A 26,660-nucleotide genomic window follows, 5' to 3' on the forward strand; every position below is an offset into this window, starting at 1 on the left:
TCGACGAATGACGACGACCACACTCCGCCGCGGACCCAATCCGCTTCGCCGGGGAATCGACGCCTACCGGATGACCGGGGGCCGGGCCTTCGATCGGATCGCCCGCTACCGCGCCGTATCCGATCTGTTCGAGAAACGCTGGATGGAGGGCGCAGTGCCGTTGGTGCTGGCACTGCTGCTGTGTTTCACAGTGATCGCCACGACCGATGTAGGCACCGCGAACGCACCGCTCGCCATCGACGACGTCGCCGAATGGGGATTGCTCGCCATCGGTCTGACGGTGGTGCTGGTCGCCGGCGGCATCGATCTTTCCATCGGTTCCATAGTCGGTCTGTGCTCGATGTTCGCACTGATCTCCGACCGGGTCTGGTACTGGCCGCCGGGATGGGTGATCCCTGCAACCGTGATTCTCGGTGCGTTGCTCGGTTCGGTCAACGGGTATCTCATCGCCTTCCTGCGTATGCGGCCGTTCATCACCACCCTGGTAACGCTCATTGCATTCGGTGGTGCAGCAGTGGCCCTGCAGAACGCGCACACCACTCGGATTGGGATCGCGCGCCCGGCGCTGGTGTGGGACGCCATCCCCTACGGCAAGATCATTGGCATCCCGACAGCGTGGTTCACTTTCCTGTGCGTGCTCGTGGTCGCACACGTGATGCTCACTCGTTCGCGCTGGGGATGGTGGGTCACCGCTACCGGATCCGACCGCCGGTCCGCCCGCCGCAACGGCATCCCCGTGCGCGCGGTGACGTTCTGGGCCTACGTGCTTTCCGGGTCGATGGCAGGCAGCGCCGCCATCCTGACCACCGCCCGGCTGAGTCGCACGGATGCGGCGATCGGACGCGGTTGGGAACTCATCGTGCTTACCGCGGTCGTACTAGGCGGAGTCAGCCTCAAGGGCGGTCGCGGGTCGGTCCTGCGTGCCACCGTCGGCGTCATCGTCGTGGCCGTCATCCGGCAGGCAACCATCGCCGAAGGACTCGATTTCAACTACTACACGGTGATCCTCGCCGCAGCGCTGCTCGCCTTCACCATCCTCGACCTGCAGTGGGGAAAGTACCGCCGACGTGCGGTGGAGAAGCTCAAGATCGATCCGGCGCGCGTGCGACTCGGCCCGCTGACCGATGTCACAGCGCCAGGCACCGTCTGGACTCCGAACTGCGCGTTGACCGACGCACCGCCTGTGGGACTTGGCAAAATCCGGGGCGCCGAGGCGTGTGCCGTCGACCCCGAGGGCAACATCTACGCCGGTGACCAGCGCGGCTGGATATGGCGCTTCCGGGGACCGGAGGACACCGAGGGGGAGATCTTCTCGCGCACCGGAGGCTTCCCTTGCGGGCACGCATGGGACCGGGAGGGACGGATGCTGGTGGCGGTCGGCGGCATGGGCGTCTACCGCATCGACGCTGACGGGGAGCCGCAGATGGTGGCGAACCGAGTCTCACGGAGCCCGTTGTCGTTGGTCGACGACTCCGGTCTGCGTGCTGTCGACGACCTGGACGTGGCACCCGACGGAGCGATCTACGCCTCGGACTTTTCTATCCGCAACAATTCCACCGACTTCCTCCTGGAACTGGTGGAGTTCCGCCCGAACGGCCGGTTGATCAAAATCGCTCCGAACGGGAAGGCGGAGGTCGTGGCCTCGAACTTTGTGTTCCCGAACGGTGTATGCACCGCGCACGACGGCGAATCGATTCTCGTCTCCAGCACGGGATTGTGCCGGGTCGATCGGCTGTGGATCTCCGGCCCGAAGGAGGGCCAGCTCGAGCCGGTCCTGGAGAATCTGCCGGGCTATCCGGACAACATCCACCGTTCGTCGGACGGAAATTACTGGATGCCCCTGGTGGCATTGCGGACTCCGATGTCGGATCTGCTCAACCGCTATCCGGAGGTGCGGCGGCGGATGACGCGCGAGGTCTCGCTGGACAACTGGATGGTGCCGCAGCTCAACGTCTCCTGCATCGTCAAGTTCTCCGACAACGGAGAGATCATTGCCGTCAAGTGGGACAAGAGCCTGAAGAACTATCCGATGGTGACAGCCGCGACCGAGCGGGACGGCTACCTCTACTTCGCCGGCGTTTCGAACAACCGGTTGGGCCGACTCGAGCTCGACCCCGACGAGGTCGGCACTATCGACACCAACCTGGTGCCCGGCACGTTCGGCACCCGGACCGCCGCGGAGGTGGGCTCATGAGTTCGATCCTGGACACCGTCAGAGAGTGGATCAATCCGGGCAAGGTGCGGCATCGCTCTGTGCCCCGGATGGAGACCGGGCTCCGCCCGAACCTGCGTCTCGACGAGGCCGAGGAGTTGCTTGCCGCCGGTGTGCACACTCCGGACGACATCACGGTCACCGCGGACGGCACCGTCATACTTTCCAGCGGATGTGAGCTGCTGCGTGTGGAGCGAGGCGGTATCCGGTTGTTCGCCCGGTGTGCCGCGCGCATCGCAGCGGTCACGACGGTCGGGAACGCGGTGGTCGCGGCCGTCGAAGGCACCGGTCTGGTCACGGTCGACGCGAGCGGAGCGGTGACCCCCCTGTGTGCCGACCCAGCGGTCGCACGCGGTGTCACCGCGCTGACCGGCGTACCCGGAGGTGACCTGCTGGTCACGGTCGGCTCCACTACCACCGATGTGCGCGGCGATTGGGCGCGTGCCTTGCTCGCCGGCGACGCGTCGGGACGGATCGTGCGGGTGCGGGACGGCGCTGCCTCTGTGGTCGCCGAGGGGTTGGCCTGGCCATCCGGAATTGCCCTCAGCGGCGATGGTCAGGTGATTGTGGCAACGAGCCTGACTCACCGCCTGGAGATCCGATCGCTGAACGATCCGAGCGAGCCGGTCCGATCCATAGCTACCAACCTACCGGTGTACCCCGGACGAATCGTCGCCGTGCCGAATGGCCACTGGGTGGTTGCGCCGTACCCGCGGAATCGGATCACCGAGATGCTCCTCGATGAGCGGTCACTGCTTTCGGAGATGGTCGAGACGATCGATCGGGAGGAGTGGTTCGTCCCGCAGTTGCGCAGCGGGAATCTGTTCACCGAAGCGATGCAGATGGGGCAGTTGCGGGTGTTCGGCCAGGTCAAGAGCTGGGCACCCGCGAGGTCCTGCGGCGTGCTGTTCCGGCTCGACGACACCGGGCGCATTGCGGAGAGCGCACATGCCCGGGTGGACAGCCCGCGGCACGGAGTCACCGGCGTGGCCGTCGCTGACGGCCGGGTCGTGACCGCACTGCAGGGTCACGGCTCGGTTCTGCGACTGCACACCGACGAGATTGCACAGGAGGGGCGCTCATGACGGAGCACAGCACTGGTGTCGACATCACCCCAGTCATCCGACTGACCGGTGTCAGCAAACGCTACGGCGGAACCTTCGCAGTTCAGGGTGTCGACTTCGACGTGCGGCCTGGTGAGATCCACGCGCTGCTGGGTGAGAACGGCGCCGGCAAGTCCACGATGGTGAAGATCATCTCGGGAGCTATCACCCAAGATGCGGGAACTCTCGAAGTCGAAGGTGCCGAGCGTCGCTTCGCCGCGCCGCGGGACTCCACCGAGGCCGGGGTGGCGATGGTCTACCAGGAGGGTTCGCTCGTCGAATCCATGACAGTGGCGCAAAATCTGTTCCTCGGTGACGAGCGGGTATTCAACGACTTCGGGACTTTGAATGTGGTCGCCCGCGAACTGCTCGAATCGCACAACTTCCACATCCGGCCGGACGCAGAGGCCGGTGCGCTGGGCATCGGCCAAAAGCAGATGGTGGAGATCGCGCGGGCCGTGCACCGCAATGCCAAAGTGGTGATCCTGGACGAGCCCACCGCTTCGGTGACCCCGGAGGAACGCCTGCAGTTGTTCATGTCGATGCAGAGTCTTCGTCGACGCGGCATCGGGGTGGTTTTCATCACCCACATGTTGGATGAGGCATTCGAGCAGGCGGACCGGATTACCGTCTTGCGGGACGGGGTGGTCCAGGGCACTCTGAATCGCTCAGAGTTCGGTCACGACCGGGTTGTGAAGATGATGGTCGGCCGCACCGTCGAGATGGGCAGAAAGTCACCGAGCCGGAGGCCCGACATCATTCCTGCCCTCCAGGTCGAGGACCTTACCCTGCTCCCGGCGGTTCGCAGTATGTCCTTCTCCGCCTACGGCGGCGAGATCCTCGGCTTGTACGGTCTGGTCGGGGCAGGGCGTTCGGAGGTCGCGCAAATCATCAGCGGTGTGGTGAAGCGGCGGCGCATGCGTGGCGGCACTGTGTGGCTGGGTGGGCAGCGGGTCCGTTTCCGCACCCCACGGCACGCTCGGAAAGCTGGGATCGTGTACATCACTGAGGATCGGAAGGCATCAGGCTTCTTCGGTCACCTGACCATCTCGGAAAACATCTTCCTCGGGCATCTGTGCAGCGCGCTGCGCCTACCGCTGCTGTTCCGTCCCCGGTTGGGCCGGGCGATCGCGAAGAAACTCGTTGAGCAGTTCGAAGTCCGGACCTTGGCTCCGAGCAAGGCCGTGGTTGAGGAGCTCTCCGGCGGAAACCAGCAGAAAGTCGTGCTGGCCAAGGGGCTCACGCGCAAGCCGCGGGTGGCGATCATCGACGAGCCGACCCGCGGTGTGGACCTGGGTACCATCCCCGAGATTCATGCCATGATCCGTGCCCTTGCCGACGAAGGTGTTGCCGTGATCGTGATTTCGTCATACATCCCAGAGATCCAGGCCCTCTCCGATCGCGTGCTGGTCGCCCGTGGGGGCAGCATTGCGGCCGAATTCTCCCCGGACGAGGCCGACGAGGAGAGCCTGATGTTCGCCGCAGCGCATTAGCGGTAGTCCGGCAATCACTTCGGTGACAGAAACCAATTCATTACAGAACTTGAAGGAGTACCAGATGCGTGGAGTGATCTTCAAAGGCGAGCGGGTGCTCGAGATCCAGGACTTCCCGGATCCCCACCCCGGCCCCGACGAGGTGGTGCTCGAGATGAAGGCATCCGGGATGTGCGGCAGCGACCTGCATTTCTACCGGGCACTCGCTGGGCAGGCGCTCGCCGCGTTCGGGATGGCCGGTGACGACGCCGGATTCATCGGGGGACACGAACCGTGCGGGGTGGTCGTCGAGGTCGGTGCCGCCATCGATCCGAGCGTGATCCGTATCGGTGACCGGATGATGGTGCACCACTATGACGGGTGCGGGTTCTGCGACAACTGCCGCACCGGATGGCCTCAACTGTGCGATCGCGGCAACGTGATTTACGGCGCGACCGCCCATGGCGGGCACGCGGACTACATCAAAGTGCCCGCTCGCACCCTGATCAGGCTGCCCGATGAGCTGAGTTTCGCGGCTGGCGCCGCCATCTCGTGCGGCACCGGTACCGCCTTCGGGGCGCTGGTGCGGCTGAACGTGAACGCGAAGGATTCGCTGGCTATATTCGGGCAGGGGCCGGTCGGCCAGGCGGCGGTGCAACTCGCCTCCGCGATGGGCGCCGAGGTGATCGCGGTGGACGTTGCAGCCGCGCGGGTGGCCCGGGCACCGGAGTTCGGTGCGGTACACACCATCAACTCGGCCGAGACCGACCCGGTCGTGGCGATCAAGGAACTCACACGCGGCAAGGGTGTGCTCAAGGCGCTGGACTGCTCGGGGGCGCCCGCCGCGCGCGCGGCGGCCGTGAAATCCACCGCGAAATGGGGCAGCGTCGCGTTCGTCGGCGAAGGTAGCACGGTTACCCTGGACGTCAGCCCTGACATGATTCGGAAGCAGCTGACCATCATGGGCTCGTACACCTTCTCCACGGTGGGCCAGGCCGACTGTGCGAAATTCATTGCGCGCCATGGTGTCGAGGTCGACAAAGTGTTCACCGACCACTGGCGGCTGGACGACGCGGTAGACGCGTACCGAAACTTCGATCTGCAAACCGGAGGCAAGGCGGTAATCGAATTCTGATCGCCGGTGTCAACTGTGCGGCACCGCAACTATATCGATGTATGCCGAAGGTAGTAGATGTCGACCGGCTGGGTCAGTCACCCGATGGCACCCGTCGAGATCCTGTTTGTCGGCTGGATGATCCGGATGCCGGGTTCGGTGAGCACGGCACAGATCGGGTCGACCCCGAAGTGGGAGCGGTGAGCGTCGACCTAGTCGACGATCACCGCAGTTGGTGTGGGGGCACCTCCCGCTTGCCGGGTACGACCTCCGCCGCCGCGAAACGCCCTCGCGGTCTTCAATATTTCATTGGCCCTGCGTAATTCGGCTACTTCTCGACGAAGCCGGGCGGCCTCGTCCGACACGTCAGGTGGTGCAGACGGCCTGCCCGAAAGCCACCCGGGCCCTTTGCGACACCAAATCATCGCAACGGGTATGAACCCGCTGAGCCCGCGACCCGTGGCAACGAGGCGCTGCGAGAAGGGAGATCGAGTGGCGCGCTTTTCGCGGAATCATCTGGCACGGTGTGTCGGGTTGGGATGTACCCAACCCGACACATCACACACCCACCAGCCCAATCATCCTCCCCGGAACCCCGGCTGCGGTGGGCCGCGTTACGCCGTGGTCAGGGCAGGTTCTTCCTCCGTGCGGCGGGAAGCGGTGATCACGGGAACGAGGGTGACGAGCACCGCACCGACGATCGCAGGAATGGCAAAGGAGTAGAAGCTCCACCGAGCACCCAAACCGGCGTCGAGAATCCAGCCGGCCATCGCCGGCCCCACCAGTGCACCGATACGGCCGAGACCCATCACGACACCAACTGCGGACCCGCGGTTGGCCACCGGGAAGTTGCTGGCGACGTAGCCGTAGAGCACCGAATTGGTCCCGGTGCCACCGATCCCGGCGCCCAAGATCGCGAGCATGAGCCATCCGGTGTCGAGCTTGTTGCTTAGAGCCAGCAGGGAGGCCGCGCCCACGACGAACAGGACCATGACGACCCGCGCACACCCGACACGATCAGCCAGGTACGAGCCGGCGACGGAGCCGATTGCGCCCCCGGCCTGCAGCACGAGCATGAAGGTCAATGCCGAGCCGAGCGCATAGCCCTGCTCGTGCATCAGCGCCGGTGCCCAGGTGTTGAGTCCGTAGACGACAACATTCACGCAGACGCTGATCACGACGAATACGATGAGCGGGAGCAACCACGGACGTGCAAGCAACCGACGAACTCCCTGTGGGCTCGACGCGGACTCCATTCGGTTGCTGGCGGCCGATGCGGCAATGGCGTCGTAGTCTCGCCCGTAGGCCTCGGCCAGTGCACGTGCCTCGGTTTCGCGACCGCGCGCGTCGAGGTAGTCCACGGATTCGGGCAGCCGGAAGTACATGATCGGCATCAGCAGCACGAAGACGATGCCCAGACCGAACAGGACTCGCCAGTCATGATGGGGGAGAAGCCAGATCGCCGCCAAGGAGGCGAGGACACCACCGACGGAGAAGCCGGTGAGCATCACACCGTTGTACAGCAGTCGCCGATTCCGCGGTGCGTATTCCATGGTCAACGCGACCGCCGAGGGAACGACACTGCCGATACCGACGCCTGTGAGGAACCTCGCGAGCCCGAACACCTCGACGTTCATCGCGAGCGCGGAGAGCAGTGAGCCCGCCGAGATCCACACGACTCCGACGAGCATGAGCTTGCGGCGGCCGATCCGATCGGTGAGTGGGCCGGCGGTCACGAATCCGACCATGAGGCCACCCAGCGTCCAGGTGCCGATGAGACCCGCAGTGCCGGGGGTGAGATTCCAGCCCGGTTCGTGCAGGATCTTGGGGAGCGCGGCCCCGTACACGACCATGTCGTAGCCGTCGGCAACGATCGTGAGAAAGCACAGAATCAGGACAGTCAAACCGCTTCGGGGTCGGCTCTGAGGTCTGGGCACGGAATCCTCCGGGGGAATGGGCAGTGTGCGAGCATGCTGCATCTGCGGGCGACGACGTGTGCTGCGTAGGTTGCCGATTTGAATTGCGACCTACATCACATCGAACATTATGCATGATACCTTGGAGGAGTCAACCGGGACCGGTGAATCGACGCCGGCGCCACCCGGTCGAGCAGCTGCTGGACCTTGCGATGGAACAGGAGGTTGTGGCTATCCGAAGAGCGAGGCACCGCGCGCATCGCTGACTCCTCTACTCGGCGAAGCGACATGACCGTTGCCGAGGCCGAGGGCGGATATATCGTGCCACCCGGTTCTCGTACACGACCCGCCCGTGCGCGGCGGTCGACGACGCGACCGGCGCCTCGCTTGGGTTCGGCGACATCGATATTCGTGTCCGGTGGATGCTCGACCTGATCGGCGCCGCCCAATCGAAATTGGAGTCGAGGCTGTGGCAAACGGCCACCTTCGATGCCCCGCCGGACGTGACAGTCACGACCGGAAGCTCTCGATGCAGGGCATGTCGCCGACCGGGTCGAACCACTGCGCCGCTCTGCCGGAGACTCCAACGGCAAAAGCAGCGCGGCTTCGTGTAGGCACTCGTTACAGACTTACCCAGGCTTCCGCTGCCAGCGGCTCCATTTTCTGGCAGCACCGAGTTCCCTTGGAGTCAGTCCGCCCCACACTCCGTGTTGTTCGCCGAAATGGATGGCGTACTGGCGGCATTCATTGATCACCGGGCATCGTCGGCAAATATTCTTCGCGGTGCGCAGGCGCTGCGGTTGAGGCTTCGCAGTGTCGTCATCGAGGTAGAAGACGGTGATGTCCATGCCGCGGCAACGTGCGCGCAGTCGCCATTCTTCGGGGCTGACATCCGGGACGGCGTGTGATGCAGTCATGTGGACGCGCTCCGATCGTTCGTCGTAGGAGTCATTGCCCCGTGCCCGGGTGTAAAACATAATATATATCGTGTGGAAGTGGATCAACCTCCGGAACGATCGCTGTCCGGACAGCAGGCGTGTGCCCAGAACTGCCGACGGTTGCCGGAAGTGCTGGGCCTACTGCGTACGTTTCACAGCGGCAAGCCTGCGGGTCAGCGGGAGACGAGGAAGCGTTCGCGGTCGCGCACCGGGTCGGCGAGGACGAGCGCGGCGATCCCCATCGACCACGGTCCGACGATTCCGCCGATTGCCTGGATCGCGAAGAACGCGCCGATGACGCCGGCAGTTCGGCGCGGCGAACAGCGTGCCCGATTCGAGGCACGAGTACCCGAGGCCCTGCTCGAAGTAGGAGGCCATCCGGGTGAGCACGACGAGGAGAACTACTGGTTCCGGCGGCACGAGGTCGTCTACCGCGACCGGTCATCAGAGGACGTGCTGCCGGTGAAGCCGATCTGGGAGGCGCTGAGCCCGAACGCTGCCTTGTCGGACGCGTTCATGAGGTACAGCGCCAGGACGTCCCGTCCTGTTTACGTGAGGGTGCCCTTCGGTCTTGTCCGTGAGATCACATCATCAGCACCATGTGGCATACATCATATACTATTTTTCCAACTCGCAAGAGATGGCGGATACATCAGACATCAAACGTGATCCCTTGCATGCATAATATATTTATTCTAGAATGGGCCTCACGTACTGCAGCGACCGAGCATCGGACTCGTCGTCGCTCGAGAGAAAGGACGTCACATGCCGGGTCTGTACTTCGAGGAATTCGTACCGGGAATGGTCATCGATCACGAGGTCCGACGGACCGTGACCGAGACCGACAACGTCCTGTTCAGCACGATGACCCTGAACATGGCACCGCTTCACCTGGACGCGGAATACAGCAAGGACTCCATTCACGGGCAGCGCCTGGTCAACAGCCTGTTTCTCCTGGGCCTCGTCTCCGGGATCTCGATGCACGACACCACGTACGGCACCACCCTCGGAAACCTAGGCTTCGACTCGATCAAGTTCCCGAAGCCGGTGTTCCACGGTGACACCATCCACGTGCGCACCGAGATCGTGTCGGCCCGGGAGTCCAAGAGCCGCAACGACTCCGGAATCGTCACGTTCCGTCACTACGGCCTCAACCAGCGCGACGAGATCGTCTGCGACGCAACGCGCGTCGGCCTGATGCTCAAGAAGTCGGCCGGCGAGCAGGCCTGACCGCTCACCCCGACCCGACGACCGACAGCCCCAGACGAGGAGAACACGGAAATGGGCATCAGTAGCCAGCCCGAGGAGATGGCCTGGGTTCCCGGCCCCGCGGTGCGCGAGCGCGCGAGGCTGCTCGCGGCGATGAAGAGCTGGGGCTTCGGCGACGATGCCACCGCTGTCGCCGAACTGGGCCGTCGCGCCGTCGCCGACCCCGAGTGGTTCTGGCGTGAGGCGCTGGCCGACCTGGACGTCGCGTTCTCGGCGCCGTTCGACCGGGTGCTCGACGAGTCCGAGGGCCGGGAGTTCCCGAAATGGTTCCCGGGCGGCCGGATCAACGTCGCCGAGCTGGCGGCCCTCCGGCATGCCCGCGGCGATCTCGCAGGCAAGCCCGCGGTGGTCTACGAGGGCGACGGGGGACAGCGGCGCACGCTGACCTTCGCGGAACTCGCGGCGGAGGTGAGCCGGTTCGCGGCGCACCTCGCGGGGCTGGGCGTGCACCGCGGCGATCGCGTGGTGCTGTTCATGCCGGTCGTGCCCGAGGCAGCTGTGGCCTTCCTCGCCATCGCGATGATCGGCGCGGTCGCGGTACCCACGTTCAGTGGTTACGCGCCCGACGCCCTGGCCACGCGACTGCAGGATTCGGACGCCGTGCTCCTGGTGACCGCCGACGGCACGACCCGTCGCGGCAAGGTCGTCGAGATGAAGGCGACCGCGGACGCCGCGCTGACCCAGGCGCCGTCGGTCCGCTCCGTCGTGGTGATCCGGCATGTGGGCACCGACGTGCCGATGCAGGCCGGCCGCGACGTCTACTACGACGAACTGCCCGCCGATCCGGCCCCCGTCGATGTGGCGGACACCGAGTCGAACGACCCGCTGACGATCGTCTACACGTCCGGCACCACGGGCCGTCCGAAGGGAATCGTGCACTCGCACGGCGGTTTCGCGGCCAAGACGGCGGTCGACTTCGCCTACGGCTTCGACGTGCACGCCGACGACGTGGTCTCCTGGATCACCGACCTCGGGTGGCTCGTCGGCCCGATGCTCATGACCGGTCCGCTGCAGCTCGGCGCGACCATCGTGATGATCGAGGGTCTTCCCACTCATCCTGCACCGAATCGTATGTGGGAGATCGTGAACCGCAACGGCGTCACCGTGCAGGGCATCGCGCCGACGGCGGCACGCGCATTGAAGGCGGCGGGCGACGGCACCGCCCCGGAGATGCCGACCCTGAAGACGTTCGTCTCGACCGGTGAAGCCTGGGACGAGCCGACGTGGTTCTGGCTGTTCGAGGAGGTCGGCCGGCGAGAGCGCGCGATCGTCAACTACAGCGGCGGCACCGAGGTCGGCGGCGGCATCCTCGTCGGCTACCCGTTCCTGCCCGCCGCGCCCGCCGCTTTCACCGGACCGCTGCCCGGTGTCGACGCCGCGGTGCTCGACGACGACGGCAGGCCCGTGGTCGGTCAGATCGGCGAACTGGCGGTGCTCAACACGTTCCCCGGGATGACGCACGCCTTCTGGCAGGACCGGGACCGCTACCTGGACACCTACTGGAGCCGCTGGGACGGCATCTGGGTACACGGCGACCTGGCGAGCATCGACACCGCAGGCATGTGGCGGATCCACGGCCGCTCGGACGACACCATCAAGTTGTCCGGACGCCGCGTGGGGCCGGCCGAGATCGAGGCCGCCCTGTTGCGGGACAACCGGATTACGGAGGTCGCGGTGATCGGCGTGCCGGACGAGATGCGCGGTCAGCGGGCGGTGGCGTTCGCGGTGCTGCGCGCCGACGGCGTCGACAACGACGACCTGCAGGCGACGGCGCTGGCGAACGCGGGCAAATCCTTTGCACCCGAGGTGTATGCGGTGCCGACGCTGCCGAAGACGAAGAACGGAAAGATCATGCGCCGCGCCATCCGGTCGCGGTTCATCGGTGGCCCGATCGGCGACATGTCGTCGCTCGATCCGGCGACGCCGCTCGAGGACATCCCCGTGTACGCGGGCGAAGACTAGGAGAGTTGAGATGGCAGACTTCGATACCGAGAGCAACATCGAGATCGTCCGCAAGGCGACTCGCGAGCTGGCGCGGAAGTTCGACAACGACTACTGGCTGGACAAGGACCGCAAGCACGAATACCCCTGGGATTTCATCAAGGCGTTCGCGGACGGCGGCTGGCTCGGCGCGATGATCCCCGAGGAGTACGGCGGAATCGGCCTGGGCCTCCAGGAGGCCGCGGTGATGATGGGCGAGATCGCGTCCTCCGGCGGCGGTATGAGCGGTGGCTCGGCGATCCACTTCTACGTGTTCCCGCCGGCGCCGATCGTCCGGTACGGCTCGGAGGAGATGAAGAAGAAGTATCTCCCCAAGCTGGCGTCGGGTGAGATGCTCACCGCGTTCGGCATCACCGAACCGACTGCGGGCGTGGACACGTCGCGCATCAAGACCAAGGCGACCAAGGTCGACGGCGGCTGGGTCATCAACGGCCAGAAGGTGTTCATCACCAACGCCCAGAACGCGCACCGCATCCTGCTGCTGGCCCGCACGTCGCCGCGGCGCGACGACAAGCCGCTGCACGGGATGACGATCTTCTTCGCCGAACTCGACCGCAAGCACGTCACCATCCGCGAGATCGACAAGCTGGGACGCGCGGCAATCGACACCAACGAGTTGTTCATCGACAACCTGTTCGTGTCCGACGAAGACGTGGTCGGCGAGGTCGACAAGGGCTTCTACTACATCATCGACGGGCTGAACCCGGAACGCATCGTGGTCGCGATGGAAGGCATCGGCCTCGGCCGCGCGGCACTCGAGATCGGCACCGAGTACGCGAAGAACCGCGTGGTCTTCGATCGCCCGATCGGCCAGAACCAGGCCGTCGCCCATCCGCTCGCGGACTCGTGGATTCGTCTCGAGGCGGCCGAGCGCATGGCGATGCACGCCGCGAAACTGTTCGACGACAAGCAGGAGTGCGGTCACGAGGCCGCCGCGGCGAAGTACCTCGGTGCCGAGGCCGGATTCGAAGCGTGCGACCGCGTGTTCTCGACGCTGGGTGGGTACGCGTACGCGAAGGAGTACCACATCGAGCGGCTGTGGCGTGAGGTGCGACTCCTGCGCAACGCGCCGTTCTCGCAGGAGATGGTGCGCAACTACGTCTCGCAGCAGGTCCTCGGCCTGCCGCGGTCGTACTGAGCCCACCGACGAAGGAGTGTGACGATGACCGGTCCGCTGGCTGGAGTCCGGGCACTGGTGCTCGCGGGAATGGGCCCGGTGCCGTACGTCTCGATGCTGCTCGCCGACATGGGAGCCGACGTGGTGCGGGTGGTGCGACCGCCCAACCGGTCGGCGCGCGCGCTCAGCCAGACGGACGGTCTGACCGAGGAAGTCGACGTCGTCAATCGCGGCGTCGACGCGGTGGCCGTCGACCTCAAGGACCCGGCCGGGCGTGAGAGTGTGCTGCGTCTGGCCGCTTCTGCGGACATCTTCATCGAGGGCTACCGCCCCGGAGTGACCGAGCGGCTCGGTCTCGGACCGGACGACGTGATGGCCCGCAACGAGCGTCTCGTCTACGTGCGGCTGACCGGCTACGGACAGACCGGTCCCCGGTCACGGGACGCCGGACACGACATCAACTACGTGGCGCAGTCCGGCGCGTTGCATGCCATGGCACGGTCCGACAGCGCGCCCCGCCCGCCGATCAACCTGCTCGGCGATTACGCGGCAGGCGGTGCCATGGGGGCGTACGGCATCGCGTGCGCCCTCGTCTCCGCCGCCCGCACCGGGCGAGGCCAGGTGATCGACGCCGCCATGGTCGACGGTGTCGCGGCCCTGACCGCCAAGCTGCAGGGCCTGCGCGCGGCCGGCCTCTACTCGGACGACCCGGGGACGAACTTCCTCGACTCCGGGGCACCGTTCTACGACACCTACCGGTGCGCCGACGGCGGGTACATCGCCGTCGGAGCGCTCGAACCCGACTTCTATCGGGAATTCACGTCGCGCCTCGGCCCCGACACCGGTGACTGGCCCGACCAGAACGATCGCGAATCGTGGCCGCACCTGCGCAAGCTCATCGGCGACGCCGTCGAGCGCCGCACCCGCGACGAATGGGAGAAGGTGTTCGCCGGTACCGATGCCTGCGTCACCCCGGTGCTCACGTTCGACGAGGCCGCGGTGGACCCCCACAACACCCAGCGGGGCGTGTACCGGACCGTCGGCGGCGTCCTGCATCCGATGCCCGCGCCGCGTTTCAGCGGCACACCCGCGCGCGAACCCGCGACGCCGAGGGTCGGCACCGTCGCGCCTGCGGACGTCGCGTCTCGGTGGGGCGTCGGCGACTGACGAGGCCGCCGTCGCACCACTCGAACCGAGAAATTCCAGGAAGGAAGTAATGGTGACCAGCTACGAGGCCTTCACCTCACTGAAGGTCGACCGCCCCGAAGACGGCATTCTCCGCATCGTGCTGGACGGGCCGAACCTCAACGCGGTGGGCCCGGACGCGCACCGCGAACTGGCCGACATCTGGCCGGTGATCGGACTCGACCCGTCGGTGCGCGCCGTGGTGATTCGCGGAGCAGGCGATCGGGCGTTCTCGGCGGGCGGCAGCTTCGACCTCGTCGAGGACATGATCGGCGACTACGCGTCAAGGTCGCGGGTGATGCGTGAGGCCCGCGACCTGGTGCGCAACATCATCGAGGTCCCGCAGCCGATCATCTCCGCGATCAACGGACCTGCTGCCGGCGCCGGTCTGGTGGCCGCGCTGCTGGCCGACATCTCGGTCGCGGGCCGCCGCGCCAAGATCGTCGACGGTCACGTCCGGCTGGGTGTCGCCGCGGGCGACCACGCGGCGATCTGCTGGCCGCTGCTGACGAGCATGGCGAAGGCCAAGTACCACCTGCTGACCAATGAGGTGCTCACCGGCGAGGAGGCCGAGCGGATCGGCATGGTGTCGCTGTGCGTCGACGACGACGCGGTGCAGGACCGGGCGATGGAGATTGCGCGGAAGCTGGCTGCCGGCTCCCGGGCCGGGATCCAGGGCACCAAGATGGCCCTCAACGGCTGGTACCGGCAGGCCATGCCGATCTTCGACGCGTCGCTGGGCCTGGAGTTCTTCGGCTTCGGTGGTCCGGACGTGGTCGAGGGCGTGTCCTCGTTCCGTGAGAAGCGGGAGCCGAAGTTCTCGTGACCGCAACCGAACAACGAACGCAGGGCCCGCTCGCCGGCATCACCGTGGTCGGGCTGGAGCAGGCGATCTCGGCGCCGCTGTGCACGCGCCACCTCGCGGACCTCGGGGCCCGGGTGATCAAGGTGGAGGCCCCGGGCTACGGCGACTCGACGCGCGCGTACGACTCCGTCGTCGGCGGGATGTCGGCGCACTTCACGTGGCTGAACCACGGCAAGGAGTCGGCGGCGCTGGACCTCAAGTCCGCATCCGACATGAGCATCTTCCGGAACATTCTGGCCACCGCCGACGTCGTCGTCAGCAACCTTGCGCCCGGCGCACTCGATCGGCTGGGAATCGGCACAGGCGAACTGACGCGGACCTACCCGCGCCTGATCGTCGTCGACATCTCCGGATACGGGACGGGTGGTCCGCTCGACCACAAGCGGGCCTACGACCTGCTCATCCAGTCGGAGGGCGGCTCCTGCAGCATCACCGGCACACCGGGACAGCCGGCCAAGCCGGGCATCCCGGTGGCCGACGTCGGCACGGCGCTGTACGCGTACTCCGCGGTGCTCGCCGCACTCTACGACCGGGAGCGGACCGGCCGGGGAGCGGTCATCCCGATCGCCATGCTCGACACCGTCGCCGAGATGATGGGGTTCGCCCTCAACCAGGTGATCCACGCCGGTACCGAGCCGGTGCCCGTCGGTATGGGCTCACCGATGATCGCGCCCTACGGCGCGTATCCCACCTCCGACGGCCAGACCGCCGTGCTCGGGACGACCAACGACCGCGAGTGGCGGCGCCTGGCCGAGATGATCGGCCGGCCCGAACTCGCCGACGAACCGCGGTTCGCGCACAACGAGACTCGCGTCGCGGCGCGTGACGAACTGGACGCGGTCGTGGCCGCGTGGTGCGCGGAGCACACGCTGGCGGAGATCCAGAAGACGGCGGACTCCGCGGGCATCGGCAACGCGCGGCTCAACAGCGTGCGCGACCTGGCCGAGCACCCGCAACTGGTCGAGCGCGGACGGTGGCGCGACGTGGGCACCCCGTCCGGCCCGGTGCCGGCGCTGCTGCCGCCCGCGGTGGCGGACGGGTGGCCGGTGCGCAACGGTTCGGTGCCCGCACTGGGCGCGCACACCGACGCCATCCGCGCCGAATTCGAGTAGAAGGACGGTGAGTGCGGTGGCTGTTCCCCATTCGGCACGGCATTGGAGCGAGGTCGAGTCGCTCGCACCCGGCGATGCTGCGGCGCTGCAGAACACTCGTCTGCGTGAGCAACTCGACTATCTCGCGGCGCGCAGCGACTTCTACCGGAAAAAGTTCGCCGAGCATTCCGTCGACGTCACCCGAGTGAAGACGGTCGCGGACCTCGCCGGGCTGCCGTTCACCGAGAAGCAGGAACTGCGGGACAGTCTCGCGGCGACGCCGCCGCTCGGCAGCCACGTCGCCGCCGACCGTGCAGACATCGTGCAGATCCAGGCGTCGTCAGGTACAACTGGCAGCCCGTCGTACGTCGGATTGACCCGCAGCGACATCGACGTCTGGTCCGAGCTCGGAGCGCGGGCCCTGTACGCCAACGGGTTCCGGCCCGGGGACCGGCTGCTGCACGGGTTCGGGATGAGCAAGGGCTTCGTCGGCGGAATCCCCGTCGTGCAGATGGCGCAGTACATGGGCATCGTCGACATCCCGATCGGCGCGGAGGCGGGAGCGGAGCGACTCCTGCGAGTGCAGGCCGATCAGCGACCCGACGCGTTGATCGGCACGCCGAACTTCCTGGCGTATCTGGCCGAGCAGGCCCCGGCCATCCTCGGCGTGGCAGCCCGCGATCTGGGGGTACGGGCGATCAGCGTGGGCGGCGAGCCCGGCGGCGGTCTGCCCGCGGTCCGCGGCAAGCTCGAGTCGTTGTGGGGAGCGACGTCGCGGGAGATGCTCGGCGGCACCGACATCGCGTGCATCTACTGGGGCGAATGCGGGGAGGTCGACGGCATGCATTTCCTCTCCCCGGACCTGATGGTTGCCGAACTGATCGACCCGTCGACGGGTGATGTCGTCGCGCCGGTGGCTGGTGCACAGGGCGAGTTGGTGTACACGGCCCTGCGCCGCCAGGCGTCGCCGTTGCTGAGGTTCCGCACCCGCGACCACGTGGTGGTCACCGGCACCGACTGCGCGTGTGGCCGCACCGGGTACAAGGTGCGGTGCGTCGGCCGGACCGACGACATGCTGATCGTGCGCGGAATCAACCTCTTTCCGTCCGCCGTCAAACAATTGGTGTCGGAGCTGGCGCCGGCCACCACCGGCGAGATGCGTATCCGCGTCGACTTCGAGGGACACTCCACCCAGAAGCCGCTCGTGCTCGTCGTGGAATACGCCGACGGACTCCGTACCGAGCAGCAGGACGAACTGCGGTCGTCGATCGAGCAGCGCGTTCGGTCGGCGCTGGGCGTCAAGGCGGTGGTCGAACTCGTGCCCGAACTCACCCTTGCGCGACCGGACCACGTCAAAGTGAACCTCATCGAACGGGTGCCCTGACGGAGTGGCTCTGCGTGAAAGTCTTTCGCGCAGTGTCCAAATATCTGGACATTCGATCGGCTCACGTGCGGGCAACATGGGTGATGCAGGTCACGCGTAATAACCCCGACAGAAAGGCCCGATCACAGATGAGCAGCACCCCAGACCAGGCAACCATTGAACTTTCCGAGAACTGGGTGAAAGCCCTGGCGAATATAGACCTTTTCCTCGAGATCTGCGTCGAGGACTGCCCGGTGTGGCACAGCGCCGACGACAAGTGGGTCTCGGTGTCCGAGGCCGTTGCCGCGGTCTATGAGCGCGCCGGGGACGGCCCGGTTCCGGACTTCCGTCCCGAGGGCATCACTTTCACCGAAAAGGGCTTCTTCAACGAGGCGTCAGTCGAACTGGAGATGGGCGGCCAGCCGGTCAAGCTGCACCTCGTGCAGATCGTCGAGGCGCGTGACGGTAAGGCGGTGAGTGTCCGGGAGTACATCGGCCCGGAGATGGGCATCCAGCCCTGAAAACGCTGTCCCTCGAAGGGTAGTAGCTCGATTAGACCTTGGTGCCGGGTGCGTGCTGATCACGCGCCCGGCGCCGACGTCGTTGATGCGACGGATGTACTGGCGGGAGGGTCACGCGATCTTCAGGACCCGGAGCCGGTTGTACAGAGTCGACCGGCTCACCCCGAGCGACTGCGCGGCCTTGAGCTTGTTTCCGCCCGCCGCTTCGATCGCCGCGACGATTACTTCCCGCTCGGCATGTCGTATGGGTGACAGGGGGGTTCCGACTTCCCGGTACGGTGCGGGAAGGTCGGTCGGAACAATGTCTCCGGCCGAGCGGGTCCGGGCCAGGGCGTGAATCACCCGCCGGAGTTCGGTAAGGTTGCCGGGCCACGAATGTGCTGCCAGGACCTGCAGTGTCGCCGAGGTGAGTCGTAGGTCGGACGTCGCGGCCTCCTCGGACAGCATCTGACGCGCCAGCCCGGGGATCTCGTGGCGGCGCCGACGGAGCGGAGCGAGTTCACGTCGTGCGGCGCAGAGTCCCACCAGGGCGGGGTGGATTCCCGCGTCGTCCTCCGCGCTCGTCGATGTCAGAACGACGTGTCGCCGCGTTCCCCGGATGAGGCGGGCAACCAGGGTGGCCATCGAATCGGTGAGGAAGTGGACGTTCTCGATGATGACGACGGCACGATCCTGCTCGAGCAGCCGGTCGAGCCCGACGGCCCAGGCCTGCTCACCCGTGTGCACGACGTCCGTGGCGTCGACGATAACCCCGCCCGGTCCGGCCACGCGCACCGCTTCGGTCGTCCGGCCGGTGCCGGTTTCTCCGACGACGAGGAGCGGCCATTCCTCGACCGGTGTTCGTAGTTGCGGCTTCGGGTTCGTTCTCGCCGTGGCGAAATCGACCAGGACACCGTTTCCGCCCTCGACCGGAGTGCAGGTGATCTCCATTTCGCGGCCGGATTCGAGCGTCAGTCGATTGGTGACGGCAGTCGTGCGAGCGGTGTCGGCGCTGGCTCGGACGGCCGCATGGTCGGCGGGATCGAGGAGGTCGAGGGCCTCCGGGGTTGCGAGCACCATCCCGTCGCCGAGCACCATTACCGGCCGTTTCGTCCGCCGTGCCGCAGAATGGAAGGTCGCCAGCAGGTTTCGTTGCGTGGCAGGTGTGCTCAGCGCCAGCCGGTTCTCGATCTCCCCGACCAACCGCTGGGCGATCGGCGCGAAGTAACGGTGATCCTCGCGTGCGCCACCTCCGACGTCGAGAACGCCTTCGAGTCGTCGCGTGATCGGATGAATGATCGGCTGGCCGAAGCAGCTGAACTCGTGGAACGCGGACATGAAGTGTTCGGGGCCGTGGACGAGTAGCGGTTGGCGGGCTTCCAGGACGGTGCCCACTGCGTTGGTTCCCACCTCGTCCTCGGCCAGCCGGATCCCGGGCTCGATGCCCATCCAGTCGACCGCGTCGCGGACCGCCGGACTGGCGTGCCGGATATCCAGGATCCGGGCGTCGTGGTCGGCGAGAACGAACACCAGTGGCGCACCTTCGAACTCGCGACAGACGCGATCCAGAACTGGCGCCGCGGCGCGTCGGAGACACCCGTCCGATGCGACGTCGATCCGGTCCAGCTTCGGCGCGGTATCGCCGTCGACGCCACACAGTTGCGAACGCATCCATGACGACGCGATCTCCGGCCGAGCGTCGACCGTGGAATGCGCTGAGCTACCAAGCACTCCGACACCACCTTTGGGCCAGCTGCGATGACGACGGACTCGCATCACATGTGAGCGAGAACACAATATAATATATGTTGCCCTTGAGGCAAGGGACGGGTGAGGGGAGGCGCACAGACACCGGCCCCGACCGCGTGCGGCGGTCGGGGCCGGCGTCGCCAGGCCGTCACAGATCGTCGGGCGACTGGGCCGGTGAACGGTAGCGGTCGGCTTCTGGGCCCTCGGTTTGCGGTGCGAAGTTCACACCGGGCAGCAGGAGGTGACCGGCGTCGACAGGCAGGGCGACACCGGTGATGTGCTCGGCGTAGTCGGAGAGCAGCCAGCACGCGGCGTTGCTGGTGGCGTTCGGCGGAAGCGCGGGCCTGCCGGCCAGCGGTGCGTAGCCGTAGGTGGCGGCGATCGCCACACTGCGGTCGGCCTTCTCGCCCGGTGCGACGAACAACTGGTGGCCCATCGGGTTGTCCCAGATCTTCGCGTCCACCGCGCCGGGGCAGACGGCGTTGCATCGCACGTTGTAGTCCGCGATTTCCAAGGCGGTGTTCTTCATCAGGCCCAGAACGCCATGCTTCGCGGTGATGTAGTGGGTGTAGCCGGCGGTAGCCTCGAGGCCGCCCACCGAGGCAATACATACGATCGCACCGTTGCGTTGTTCGACGAGGTGCGGCGCGGTGGCCTTGATGGTCCGGAACGTTCCGCCGAGGACGACGTCGGTGACCGTCGTCCACATCTGCTCGGTGATTTCCCAGGCCTTGGGTCCGAGGTCCCACAGTCCGGCGTTGGCGATGACCGCGTCGAGGCGGCCGAACGTGTCGAGTCCGAGTGCGACGGCCGCGTCGAGTGCGCTCTGGTCGCGTACGTCGGCAATGGCGCTGACTGCACGCCGGCCGGTTTGCTCGACGAGCGCCTGCGTCTTGGCCAGATCGTCCTTGCTCGCCAGTTCGTAGCGTATTCCGTCGACGGGCGAGCAGATGTCGGTGATGATGACATCGGCCCCTTCCTTCGCCGCGGTCACCGCGTGCGCTCGACCCTGCCCTCGTGCGGCGCCGGTGATGAAGACGACCTTGCCGTCGAGTAGTCCCATGTCGATGTCCTTTCCAGAATTCATTCGGGGTAGTGCGGGATGGGGGTGGCTCATGCAGGACCGGGAGAAGCGAACACGCCGGTGGCGCCGTCGGAGAACGTCACGCCCGTGTCGACCGGCGGTTCTCCCGTGGCCGCGAGTGCGCCGTTCGGTTGCACCCGGTACGTGAACACCTTCGCGGTTCCGGTCGTCGTGAGCGTGTCGATGGCGTAGAGCCGCTGTGCGTCCGGGCTCAGCACGACGCGGCCGGGGAAGTGTCCCGGTGCGGCCGGTGCGTCGGCGCCCGGGAGGGGAACCAGTGCACCGTCGTCCCGAATTTCGAAACCGTTCACACCGGGGCCACCGGTCTGGGGCAGGTAGAGGAATCTGCCGTCCGGAGTGATCGCCATACCGTGCGGAATCGCCTTGGTCGGGAAGCGACCGATCGGGGTCAGGGCGCCGTCGGGGGCGATGCGGTAGCCGGAGACGTCATTGGTTCCCTCGTTGGTGATGTACAGGTACTTGCCGTTCGGCGTCACGGACGGCAGCGCCGGACGGTCGCCCGTCGGCACCTGCGGTCCCGTCGGCGTCAGCCTCCCGTCGGCTCCGATGGCGTAGGAATCCATCGTCGCGCCGATGAAGCTCGGTGCGAACAGGAATCGACCATCGGGTGAGACCACCGGAATGGACAGGCCGCTCGTCGCACCCGGAATGGTCACCGAATCGACCAGCGACAACGCTCCGGACGACGCGATGGCATACGTCTGCACCTCGTTGGTGATCGAGCCGACGGTTGCGAACAGCCACTTCCCGTCCGGGCTCACGACCGCACCCACGATCGGCTGCCCGGGAGACAGCCGGGCGTTTTCCAGACGCACGAGGGCGCCGTCGTCGCCGACGCGGAATCCCTGCAGCGTTCTCGAAACAGTGTGTGCGACATACGCGAATCGGCTGTTCGGGGTGACCGCGACCGACAGCGTGCCCGTATCGGTGGGCACCGGCTGCCCGACGGGCGTCAACCGGCCGTTCGATTCGCGCAACACTCCTATGTTCGACGAGCCTGTGCCACCGACCAAAAGGTAGCTAGGTCCCGCCACGTCATCAGCGAGGACTGTGCCTACGGAGGGTGAAATGGTGGTGCCGACGGACATGCCCGCGGCAAGGCCGAGTGCTATGGCGGTCCTGCGTATTCGCGCTTGCAGCATTCGCCGGGTCAACCACATTCGTCCGGTCGCCGGTGGATTTCGAGTCGTCAATGCAACCTCCGTGGTTCCTCGATTCGGCGAGTTCGCCACGCTGAACGTAGGCCCGGGAGCGGGGGTGAAAGTGTCCAATTACTTGGACAGCCCTGCGTGCCTGCCACAAGGCGTCTGGCAACATTATATATGATAGCCTGTCAAGTGAGACGCGCATCACATCGTGGGCGTCGTCGTGATCGAAGGAAAGGGACGCCACCGAGACTGTCGATATCGCGACTATCATCGACGGGGAGATCTATGCCATCTACGAGACGGGGGAGACCCTGCTCAGGCCGGGTGACACGGTGATCAACCGCGGCATCAAGCATGCATGGAGCAACCGCACAGACAAGCCAGTGATGATGGTCGCCGTGATGGTCGCGGGCACGACATGACGTTCGGCCTCAGCACGGCGGGAGCGCCCGATCGAGGAAATCTTCGAGGTGCAGGGCGAACGCCTCATTGTCGTCGCCCGCGATCATGTGCCCGGCGTCCACCTCGACGGCCTCGGAGTTCGGCACCAGGGTGAGCATCTCGTCGACCGCCTGCCGCGAGACGATCTCCGATCGCGTTCCGTGAACTATCAAGGTGGGAACGGTGATTCGGGTGGCAAGGTCGGCAAGTCGTCGTTCGTCGGAATTGCCGCGATTGTCCGCATAACTGACGAACGCCGGGTCCCAGTGCCAGTACCAGCGGCCGTCGCCGCGCAGACGCAGGTTCTTTCGTAACCCGTCGCTGCGGCGAGGGCGGGGTGGCGTGCCGCGGAAGGCGTCGATGGCCGCGGACGCGTCGTCGAGCGAGGCGAACCCGTTGGGCGCCGCGCCCAGGAAGTCGCGGACTCTCCGCTGGCCGGTGCGGTCGATCCGATGCGTGATATCGACCAGCACCAACCCGGCGAGGGAACGTGCGCTTTCACCCGCGACGACGATACCCGTTCTGCCACCCAGTGAGGCGCCTACGACGACGACCCGGCCGCCGAGTTCGGCGAGTACCGCCTCGAGGTCGGCCGCGAAAATCTCGGCCGAATACTCGGCGGCCCACTCGCTGTCCCCGTGGCCGCGCGCATCGAGAGTGACCGTGCACCAGCCGTGCTCGGCCAGTCGCGCCGCCGTTCGATCCCACGAGTGCCTGGTCTGGCCGCCGCCGTGGAGGAAAAGGACCGTCCCCCTTGTCGAACCGGTCGGCCGATCGTCGGTCTCCCACCGATCACCGACAAGGCGGACCCCACCGGATCCTGTGAACTCGACAGGGATGGGCCGGGCTGTGGTTCGGGTGCCCATCAGTTTCCTTTCTCGTCATCGGCCGAAGGCGCCGGTGGGGTCGGGGCCAGCGGAAATCAGACCTTCAGCAGGGTTGCGAAGTCGGACGCGGGCTGGTCGAGATCACCGTCCTGGATGGCGTGCAGCAGGGCTTCGCTGGATTCGGTGCCCATCGCGGTCGCCGTCAGGTCGCGGAACTTCGCGTCCAGGTCTTCCTGCGACATCGGGTTCTCGGCGGTGCCGGTGGGGTTGTCGACGAACAGGCTCTCGCTGGTGCCGTCCGTGTAGTTGACGGTGATGTCGCCGACCCATCGGCCGGGGTAGGCGGTGTCCAGTTCGGGGTTGACCTCGATCTTCACCTTCTGGGCGAGGGCGGCGACGTCGCTGCCGGAGCCGAGGTCGAGCCGGCCGGCCATGTACTCGTTGTGAGTGCGGAAGCCGTTGCCCTTGCCGAGCAGCGACAGCGAGAACTGGAACGGCAGGCTGTACTGCAGGTGCTCGATGATCTTCGGTGCGTAGGCGTTGGCGTTCTTGTTGCCGATCACCACGTCGCCGCCGGTCTGGATGCCCAGCAGCACCGAGTCGACGTCCGCGGCGCGGGCCGCGAGTTGGCGGGCGCCGTCGATGTAGGCGTGATTGATGCCGCAGCAGCAGTAGGGCTTGACCCACACGCGGGTGATCTCGAACGTATTGTCGAGGCCGAACGTGGCCGTGGCGTCGTCGGCGACGGGGCGTCCGACGAACGTGCGGTAGAAGCCCTTCCCGCCGGTGAGGAACGTCGTCGGGCCGGTGATGCCCGCGGCGGCCATCTCGGCGGCGCGGATCCCGTTGCGGGTGCCGATGCCGGAGTGGATGCGTTTGATCGAGCCACCGGACGACGTGTACTCGGTGGTGCCCGAGGCGTGACTGAGGGCGATGGCGAGCGCATGCACGGTCGTTTCGACGTCGAAGCCGCGCATCTTCGCGACGACGGCTGCCGCACCGAAATTCGACAGCAACCCGTGCGGGTGGAAGCCGCGCTCGAGCAGTTGGGGCGCCGCCAGGTTGCCGATGCGGGTGTAGACCTCGTAGCCGGCGACGATGCCGGTGATCACCTCGCGCATCGTGGCGCCGAGTTCCTCACCGACCGCCAGTGCGGCCGACACGACGCAGCTGCCCGGGTGCGAGGAGCTGGCGCGGTGGGCGTCGTCGTATTCGAAGCCGTGGCCGAAGGAGGCGTTGACGAATGCCGCATCCGCGGCGCTCATCTCGTCGCCTGTCGCGGCGACGTGTGCCTTGCCCGGAACGTGCGCCGCGCGCGTCAGCTCGAGCAGTGCCTTGCTCCAGGGCAGCGAGGCGCTTCCGACCTGGAGGGCGAGCTGATCCTGCATCAGGCGGCGCGCACCGGCGAGCGCGTCGGCGGGGATGGAGTCGAAGGTCAGATCCGTGACGAGCCGGGCGGCAGCTTCTTCGACGGGGGGAATGGTGCCCATGTGTGTTGCCTTTCGGTAGATCTGGGTCAGGAGAGCGAACCGAGCAGGCCGCCCGGGATTCCGTAGGACTTGAGCTCGACGTAGGCGTCGAAGCCCTCGAGGCCCGCCTCGCGGCCGATGCCGCTGTTCTTGAAACCGCCCATCGGGGCGCTGAAGCCGGCCGGGTTTCCGTTGACTTCGATTGTGCCGGTGCGGATGTGGCGTGCCACTGCCAGCGCGTGCTCGGGGTCGGCGGCGAACACCGATCCGTTGAGGCCGTACTCCGAGTTGTTGGCGATGTCGATCGCCTCGGCCTCGGTGTCGAAAGTGTGCACCGTGAGAACCGGGCCGAAGATCTCCTCCTGTGCGATTTTCGCGGCAGGGTCGACGTCGGTGAAGATCGTGGGCTCGACGTACCAGCCGCGGTCGAGACCGTCGGGACGTCCGCCGCCCACCAGCAGAGAGGCGCCGGATCCCTTCGCGTCGTCGATGTAGCCCTCGACCCGGGACCGCTGGTTGGCGCTGACCATCGGGCCGATCTCGGTGGCGGGGTCGAACGGGTCGCCGACGGGCATCGACTCGATCAGGTCCACCAGCCGGTCGTGCAGTTCGTCGCGCCGCGAGCGCGCCACCACGATCCGGGTCTTGTTGCTGCACACCTGGCCGCTGTTGCGCAGCGAGACCGCGCGGATGGCGGCGACCGCGGCGTCGAGGTCGGCGTCGTCGAGCAGGACCGCGGCGGACTTGCCGCCGAGTTCCAGGGTCACGCGGCGCAGGTCCTGGCCGCAGAGTGAGGCGATCCGCCGGCCCGCGGCCGTCGATCCGGTGAAGGAGACCTTGTCGATGCCGCGGTGCCGCACGAGGTATTCGCTGGCCTCGCGCTGCGCGGGGACGATGTTCACGACGCCGGCGGGGAGACCGATCTCGTCGAGCATGTCGGCGAGCAGGTACGCGTCGAGCGGGGTCTCGGGGGAGGGCTTGATGACCATGGTGCAACCCGCCAGCAGCGCCGGCGCGAGCTTGATCATGGTGATGAGCAGCGGGGCGTTCCACGGCACGATGCCGGCGACGACCCCGACCGGTTCGCGGGTCACCAGCGCACTGCCGGTCGCGGACGACCGCGTGTCGGCCCACGGGTAGGCGGGGGCGAGGTCCAGGAAGGAGTCCAGGAGCAGGCGCGGTCCGATGGACTGCATCTTCGTGGACAGCGTGATCGGGCATCCCATCTCGGCGCTGACGAGTCTGGCGGCGTCGGCCTCGCGCGCGGCGAGTTCCGCGCTGAGCTTCCGGAGGACCGCGATCCGCTCTTCGAGTGCCATCCGGGGCCAGGGCCCCTTGTCGAACGCCTCGCGGGCCGCGTTCACAGCCGCGTCGATGTCTTCCTCGACGCCTTCCGGGACGCGCGCGACGAGCTCTTCGGTGGCCGGCGAGATCACGTCGAAGGTGTGCTCGGAGGCCGGCTGTACCCACCGTCCGCCGATGAACAGCTTGTCGTACTGTCCCTGCCAAATTTTTGTCTGCACACTCACGGTGCTGCTCCTTCTGCTGTCGATAAGGGGTGGAAGTGGTCCGGATCGCAGGCGGGACCGAAGTGTCCGGCTTGGTGGGCGGAGCCTTCTGCTCGATATGTGAGCTGCACCATGCAAAGTATATAATGTTGCATAGCTCCATGGAAGTGCCTTGCCGTGATCCACCCGACTGGGAGTCGCCTCGATGGGGTACCCCGATCCGGCGGGGCTTGACCCCACTGTAAACGATATATAATATTTTGCTGA

Annotated in this window: 22 protein-coding genes and 1 pseudogene; 14 read left to right on the forward strand and 9 right to left on the reverse strand. The window is 66.4% G+C overall.

The window, feature by feature from the left end:
- Positions 1-7: 7 nt before the first annotated feature.
- From JWS13_RS28730 to JWS13_RS28745, 4 genes are all read left to right on the forward strand, one after another.
- Positions 8-2,194, forward strand: a complete 2,187-nt coding sequence (locus JWS13_RS28730) for an ABC transporter permease (protein ID WP_206008809.1) — start codon at positions 8-10, stop codon at positions 2,192-2,194.
- The gene (locus JWS13_RS28735; RefSeq protein WP_206008810.1) at positions 2,191-3,297 is read left to right on the forward strand and encodes a hypothetical protein; all 1,107 of its coding nucleotides are present in this window, start codon (positions 2,191-2,193) and stop codon (positions 3,295-3,297) included. Before JWS13_RS28730 ends, JWS13_RS28735 begins: the two co-directional genes overlap by 4 nt.
- Positions 3,294-4,808: a sugar ABC transporter ATP-binding protein gene (locus JWS13_RS28740; protein WP_206008811.1), complete on the forward strand. Its 1,515-nt coding sequence runs from the start codon at positions 3,294-3,296 to the stop codon at positions 4,806-4,808. The genes JWS13_RS28735 and JWS13_RS28740 overlap by 4 nt, the downstream gene beginning before the upstream one ends.
- Positions 4,809-4,872: 64 nt before the next feature.
- Positions 4,873-5,922, forward strand: a complete 1,050-nt coding sequence (locus tag JWS13_RS28745; RefSeq protein ID WP_206008812.1) for a zinc-dependent alcohol dehydrogenase family protein — start codon at positions 4,873-4,875, stop codon at positions 5,920-5,922.
- A 107-nt stretch (positions 5,923-6,029) separates the two neighbouring features.
- Here JWS13_RS28745 and JWS13_RS46515 read toward each other — a convergent pair.
- The 3 genes and pseudogenes from JWS13_RS46515 to JWS13_RS46215 all read right to left on the reverse strand — a co-directional run.
- A pseudogene (locus JWS13_RS46515) lies at positions 6,030-6,293 on the reverse strand (IS3 family transposase); the annotation flags it as partial.
- Between the two features lie 222 nt (positions 6,294-6,515).
- Positions 6,516-7,805, reverse strand: coding sequence for an MFS transporter (locus JWS13_RS28750; RefSeq protein ID WP_225929001.1), 1,290 nt, complete (start codon positions 7,803-7,805; stop codon positions 6,516-6,518).
- A gap of 641 nt (positions 7,806-8,446) precedes the next feature.
- Positions 8,447-8,794: a WhiB family transcriptional regulator gene (locus tag JWS13_RS46215; protein ID WP_338050681.1), complete on the reverse strand. Its 348-nt coding sequence runs from the start codon at positions 8,792-8,794 to the stop codon at positions 8,447-8,449.
- A 12-nt stretch (positions 8,795-8,806) separates the two neighbouring features.
- Between JWS13_RS46215 and JWS13_RS28760 the strand changes: the two genes are divergently transcribed.
- The 9 genes from JWS13_RS28760 to JWS13_RS28800 all read left to right on the forward strand — a co-directional run bounded on the left by JWS13_RS28760 (position 8,807) and on the right by JWS13_RS28800 (position 18,167).
- The gene (locus JWS13_RS28760; protein WP_206008816.1) at positions 8,807-9,424 is read left to right on the forward strand and encodes a hypothetical protein; all 618 of its coding nucleotides are present in this window, start codon (positions 8,807-8,809) and stop codon (positions 9,422-9,424) included.
- A gap of 96 nt (positions 9,425-9,520) precedes the next feature.
- Positions 9,521-9,985 (forward strand): MaoC family dehydratase, encoded by a 465-nt coding sequence (locus JWS13_RS28765; RefSeq protein ID WP_160095292.1) that lies wholly within the window; start codon positions 9,521-9,523, stop codon positions 9,983-9,985.
- Between the two features lie 51 nt (positions 9,986-10,036).
- A complete protein-coding gene (locus tag JWS13_RS28770; RefSeq protein WP_206008818.1) occupies positions 10,037-11,986 on the forward strand; it encodes an AMP-binding protein in 1,950 nt (649 codons plus the stop codon).
- A 10-nt stretch (positions 11,987-11,996) separates the two neighbouring features.
- Positions 11,997-13,163: an acyl-CoA dehydrogenase family protein gene (locus tag JWS13_RS28775; RefSeq protein ID WP_087559347.1), complete on the forward strand. Its 1,167-nt coding sequence runs from the start codon at positions 11,997-11,999 to the stop codon at positions 13,161-13,163.
- A 24-nt stretch (positions 13,164-13,187) separates the two neighbouring features.
- On the forward strand, positions 13,188-14,309 hold the full coding sequence (locus JWS13_RS28780) for a CaiB/BaiF CoA transferase family protein (RefSeq protein WP_206008819.1): 1,122 nt from the start codon (positions 13,188-13,190) through the stop codon (positions 14,307-14,309).
- A 49-nt stretch (positions 14,310-14,358) separates the two neighbouring features.
- Positions 14,359-15,153 carry an enoyl-CoA hydratase/isomerase family protein gene (locus JWS13_RS28785; RefSeq protein WP_241032364.1) on the forward strand — a complete coding sequence of 265 codons (795 nt, stop codon included), beginning with the start codon at positions 14,359-14,361 and terminating at the stop codon, positions 15,151-15,153.
- Entirely contained in the window at positions 15,150-16,304 is a 1,155-nt protein-coding gene (locus tag JWS13_RS28790; protein ID WP_206008821.1) for a CaiB/BaiF CoA transferase family protein, read from the forward strand. Before JWS13_RS28785 ends, JWS13_RS28790 begins: the two co-directional genes overlap by 4 nt.
- 16 nt (positions 16,305-16,320) lie before the next feature.
- Positions 16,321-17,667, forward strand: coding sequence for a phenylacetate--CoA ligase family protein (locus JWS13_RS28795; RefSeq protein ID WP_206008823.1), 1,347 nt, complete (start codon positions 16,321-16,323; stop codon positions 17,665-17,667).
- A gap of 32 nt (positions 17,668-17,699) precedes the next feature.
- Complete coding sequence (locus JWS13_RS28800) at positions 17,700-18,167, forward strand: nuclear transport factor 2 family protein (RefSeq protein WP_241032365.1); 468 nt, start codon at positions 17,700-17,702, stop codon at positions 18,165-18,167.
- A 111-nt stretch (positions 18,168-18,278) separates the two neighbouring features.
- On the opposite strand, the gene JWS13_RS28805 is transcribed toward JWS13_RS28800, so the two are convergent.
- The 3 genes from JWS13_RS28805 to JWS13_RS28815 form a co-directional block, all read right to left on the reverse strand.
- Positions 18,279-19,877 carry a sigma-54-dependent Fis family transcriptional regulator gene (locus JWS13_RS28805; protein WP_206008826.1) on the reverse strand — a complete coding sequence of 533 codons (1,599 nt, stop codon included), beginning with the start codon at positions 19,875-19,877 and terminating at the stop codon, positions 18,279-18,281.
- A gap of 166 nt (positions 19,878-20,043) precedes the next feature.
- Entirely contained in the window at positions 20,044-20,982 is a 939-nt protein-coding gene (locus JWS13_RS28810) for a mycofactocin-coupled SDR family oxidoreductase (RefSeq protein ID WP_241032366.1), read from the reverse strand.
- 26 nt (positions 20,983-21,008) lie between these two features.
- Positions 21,009-21,977: a lactonase family protein gene (locus JWS13_RS28815; protein WP_206008827.1), complete on the reverse strand. Its 969-nt coding sequence runs from the start codon at positions 21,975-21,977 to the stop codon at positions 21,009-21,011.
- 437 nt (positions 21,978-22,414) lie between these two features.
- Here JWS13_RS28815 and JWS13_RS46220 point away from each other — a divergent pair, with 437 nt between their 5' ends.
- Positions 22,415-22,570: a cupin domain-containing protein gene (locus JWS13_RS46220; RefSeq protein WP_338050760.1), complete on the forward strand. Its 156-nt coding sequence runs from the start codon at positions 22,415-22,417 to the stop codon at positions 22,568-22,570.
- A 9-nt stretch (positions 22,571-22,579) separates the two neighbouring features.
- Here JWS13_RS46220 and JWS13_RS28820 read toward each other — a convergent pair whose 3' ends face one another.
- The 3 genes from JWS13_RS28820 to JWS13_RS28830 are packed head-to-tail and all read right to left on the reverse strand — an operon-like array spanning position 22,580 to position 26,414.
- A complete protein-coding gene (locus tag JWS13_RS28820; RefSeq protein WP_206008828.1) occupies positions 22,580-23,455 on the reverse strand; it encodes an alpha/beta fold hydrolase in 876 nt (291 codons plus the stop codon).
- A 56-nt stretch (positions 23,456-23,511) separates the two neighbouring features.
- Positions 23,512-24,906, reverse strand: a complete 1,395-nt coding sequence (locus JWS13_RS28825; protein WP_206008830.1) for an MmgE/PrpD family protein — start codon at positions 24,904-24,906, stop codon at positions 23,512-23,514.
- A 26-nt stretch (positions 24,907-24,932) separates the two neighbouring features.
- Positions 24,933-26,414 carry an aldehyde dehydrogenase gene (locus JWS13_RS28830; protein WP_206008831.1) on the reverse strand — a complete coding sequence of 494 codons (1,482 nt, stop codon included), beginning with the start codon at positions 26,412-26,414 and terminating at the stop codon, positions 24,933-24,935.
- Positions 26,415-26,660 lie beyond the last annotated feature (246 nt).

The sequence above is a fragment of the Rhodococcus pseudokoreensis genome (assembly GCF_017068395.1).
GTDB lineage: Bacteria > Actinomycetota > Actinomycetes > Mycobacteriales > Mycobacteriaceae > Rhodococcus_F > Rhodococcus_F pseudokoreensis.

Bases quoted from the DNA above. Each gene is read 5' to 3' on its own strand.
- JWS13_RS28730 (WP_206008809.1), top strand. From the start codon at position 8: ATGACGACGACCACACTCCGCCGCGGACCCAATCCGCTTCGCCGGGGA.
- JWS13_RS28735 (WP_206008810.1), top strand. From the start codon at position 2,191: ATGAGTTCGATCCTGGACACCGTCAGAGAGTGGATCAATCCGGGCAAG.
- JWS13_RS28740 (WP_206008811.1), top strand. From the start codon at position 3,294: ATGACGGAGCACAGCACTGGTGTCGACATCACCCCAGTCATCCGACTG.
- JWS13_RS28745 (WP_206008812.1), top strand. From the start codon at position 4,873: ATGCGTGGAGTGATCTTCAAAGGCGAGCGGGTGCTCGAGATCCAGGAC.
- JWS13_RS46215 (WP_338050681.1), bottom strand. From the start codon at position 8,794: ATGTTTTACACCCGGGCACGGGGCAATGACTCCTACGACGAACGATCG.
- JWS13_RS28765 (WP_160095292.1), top strand. From the start codon at position 9,521: ATGCCGGGTCTGTACTTCGAGGAATTCGTACCGGGAATGGTCATCGAT.
- JWS13_RS28770 (WP_206008818.1), top strand. From the start codon at position 10,037: ATGGGCATCAGTAGCCAGCCCGAGGAGATGGCCTGGGTTCCCGGCCCC.
- JWS13_RS28775 (WP_087559347.1), top strand. From the start codon at position 11,997: ATGGCAGACTTCGATACCGAGAGCAACATCGAGATCGTCCGCAAGGCG.
- JWS13_RS28780 (WP_206008819.1), top strand. From the start codon at position 13,188: ATGACCGGTCCGCTGGCTGGAGTCCGGGCACTGGTGCTCGCGGGAATG.
- JWS13_RS28785 (WP_241032364.1), top strand. From the start codon at position 14,359: ATGGTGACCAGCTACGAGGCCTTCACCTCACTGAAGGTCGACCGCCCC.
- JWS13_RS28810 (WP_241032366.1), bottom strand. From the start codon at position 20,982: ATGAATTCTGGAAAGGACATCGACATGGGACTACTCGACGGCAAGGTC.
- JWS13_RS28820 (WP_206008828.1), bottom strand. From the start codon at position 23,455: ATGGGCACCCGAACCACAGCCCGGCCCATCCCTGTCGAGTTCACAGGA.
- JWS13_RS28825 (WP_206008830.1), bottom strand. From the start codon at position 24,906: ATGGGCACCATTCCCCCCGTCGAAGAAGCTGCCGCCCGGCTCGTCACG.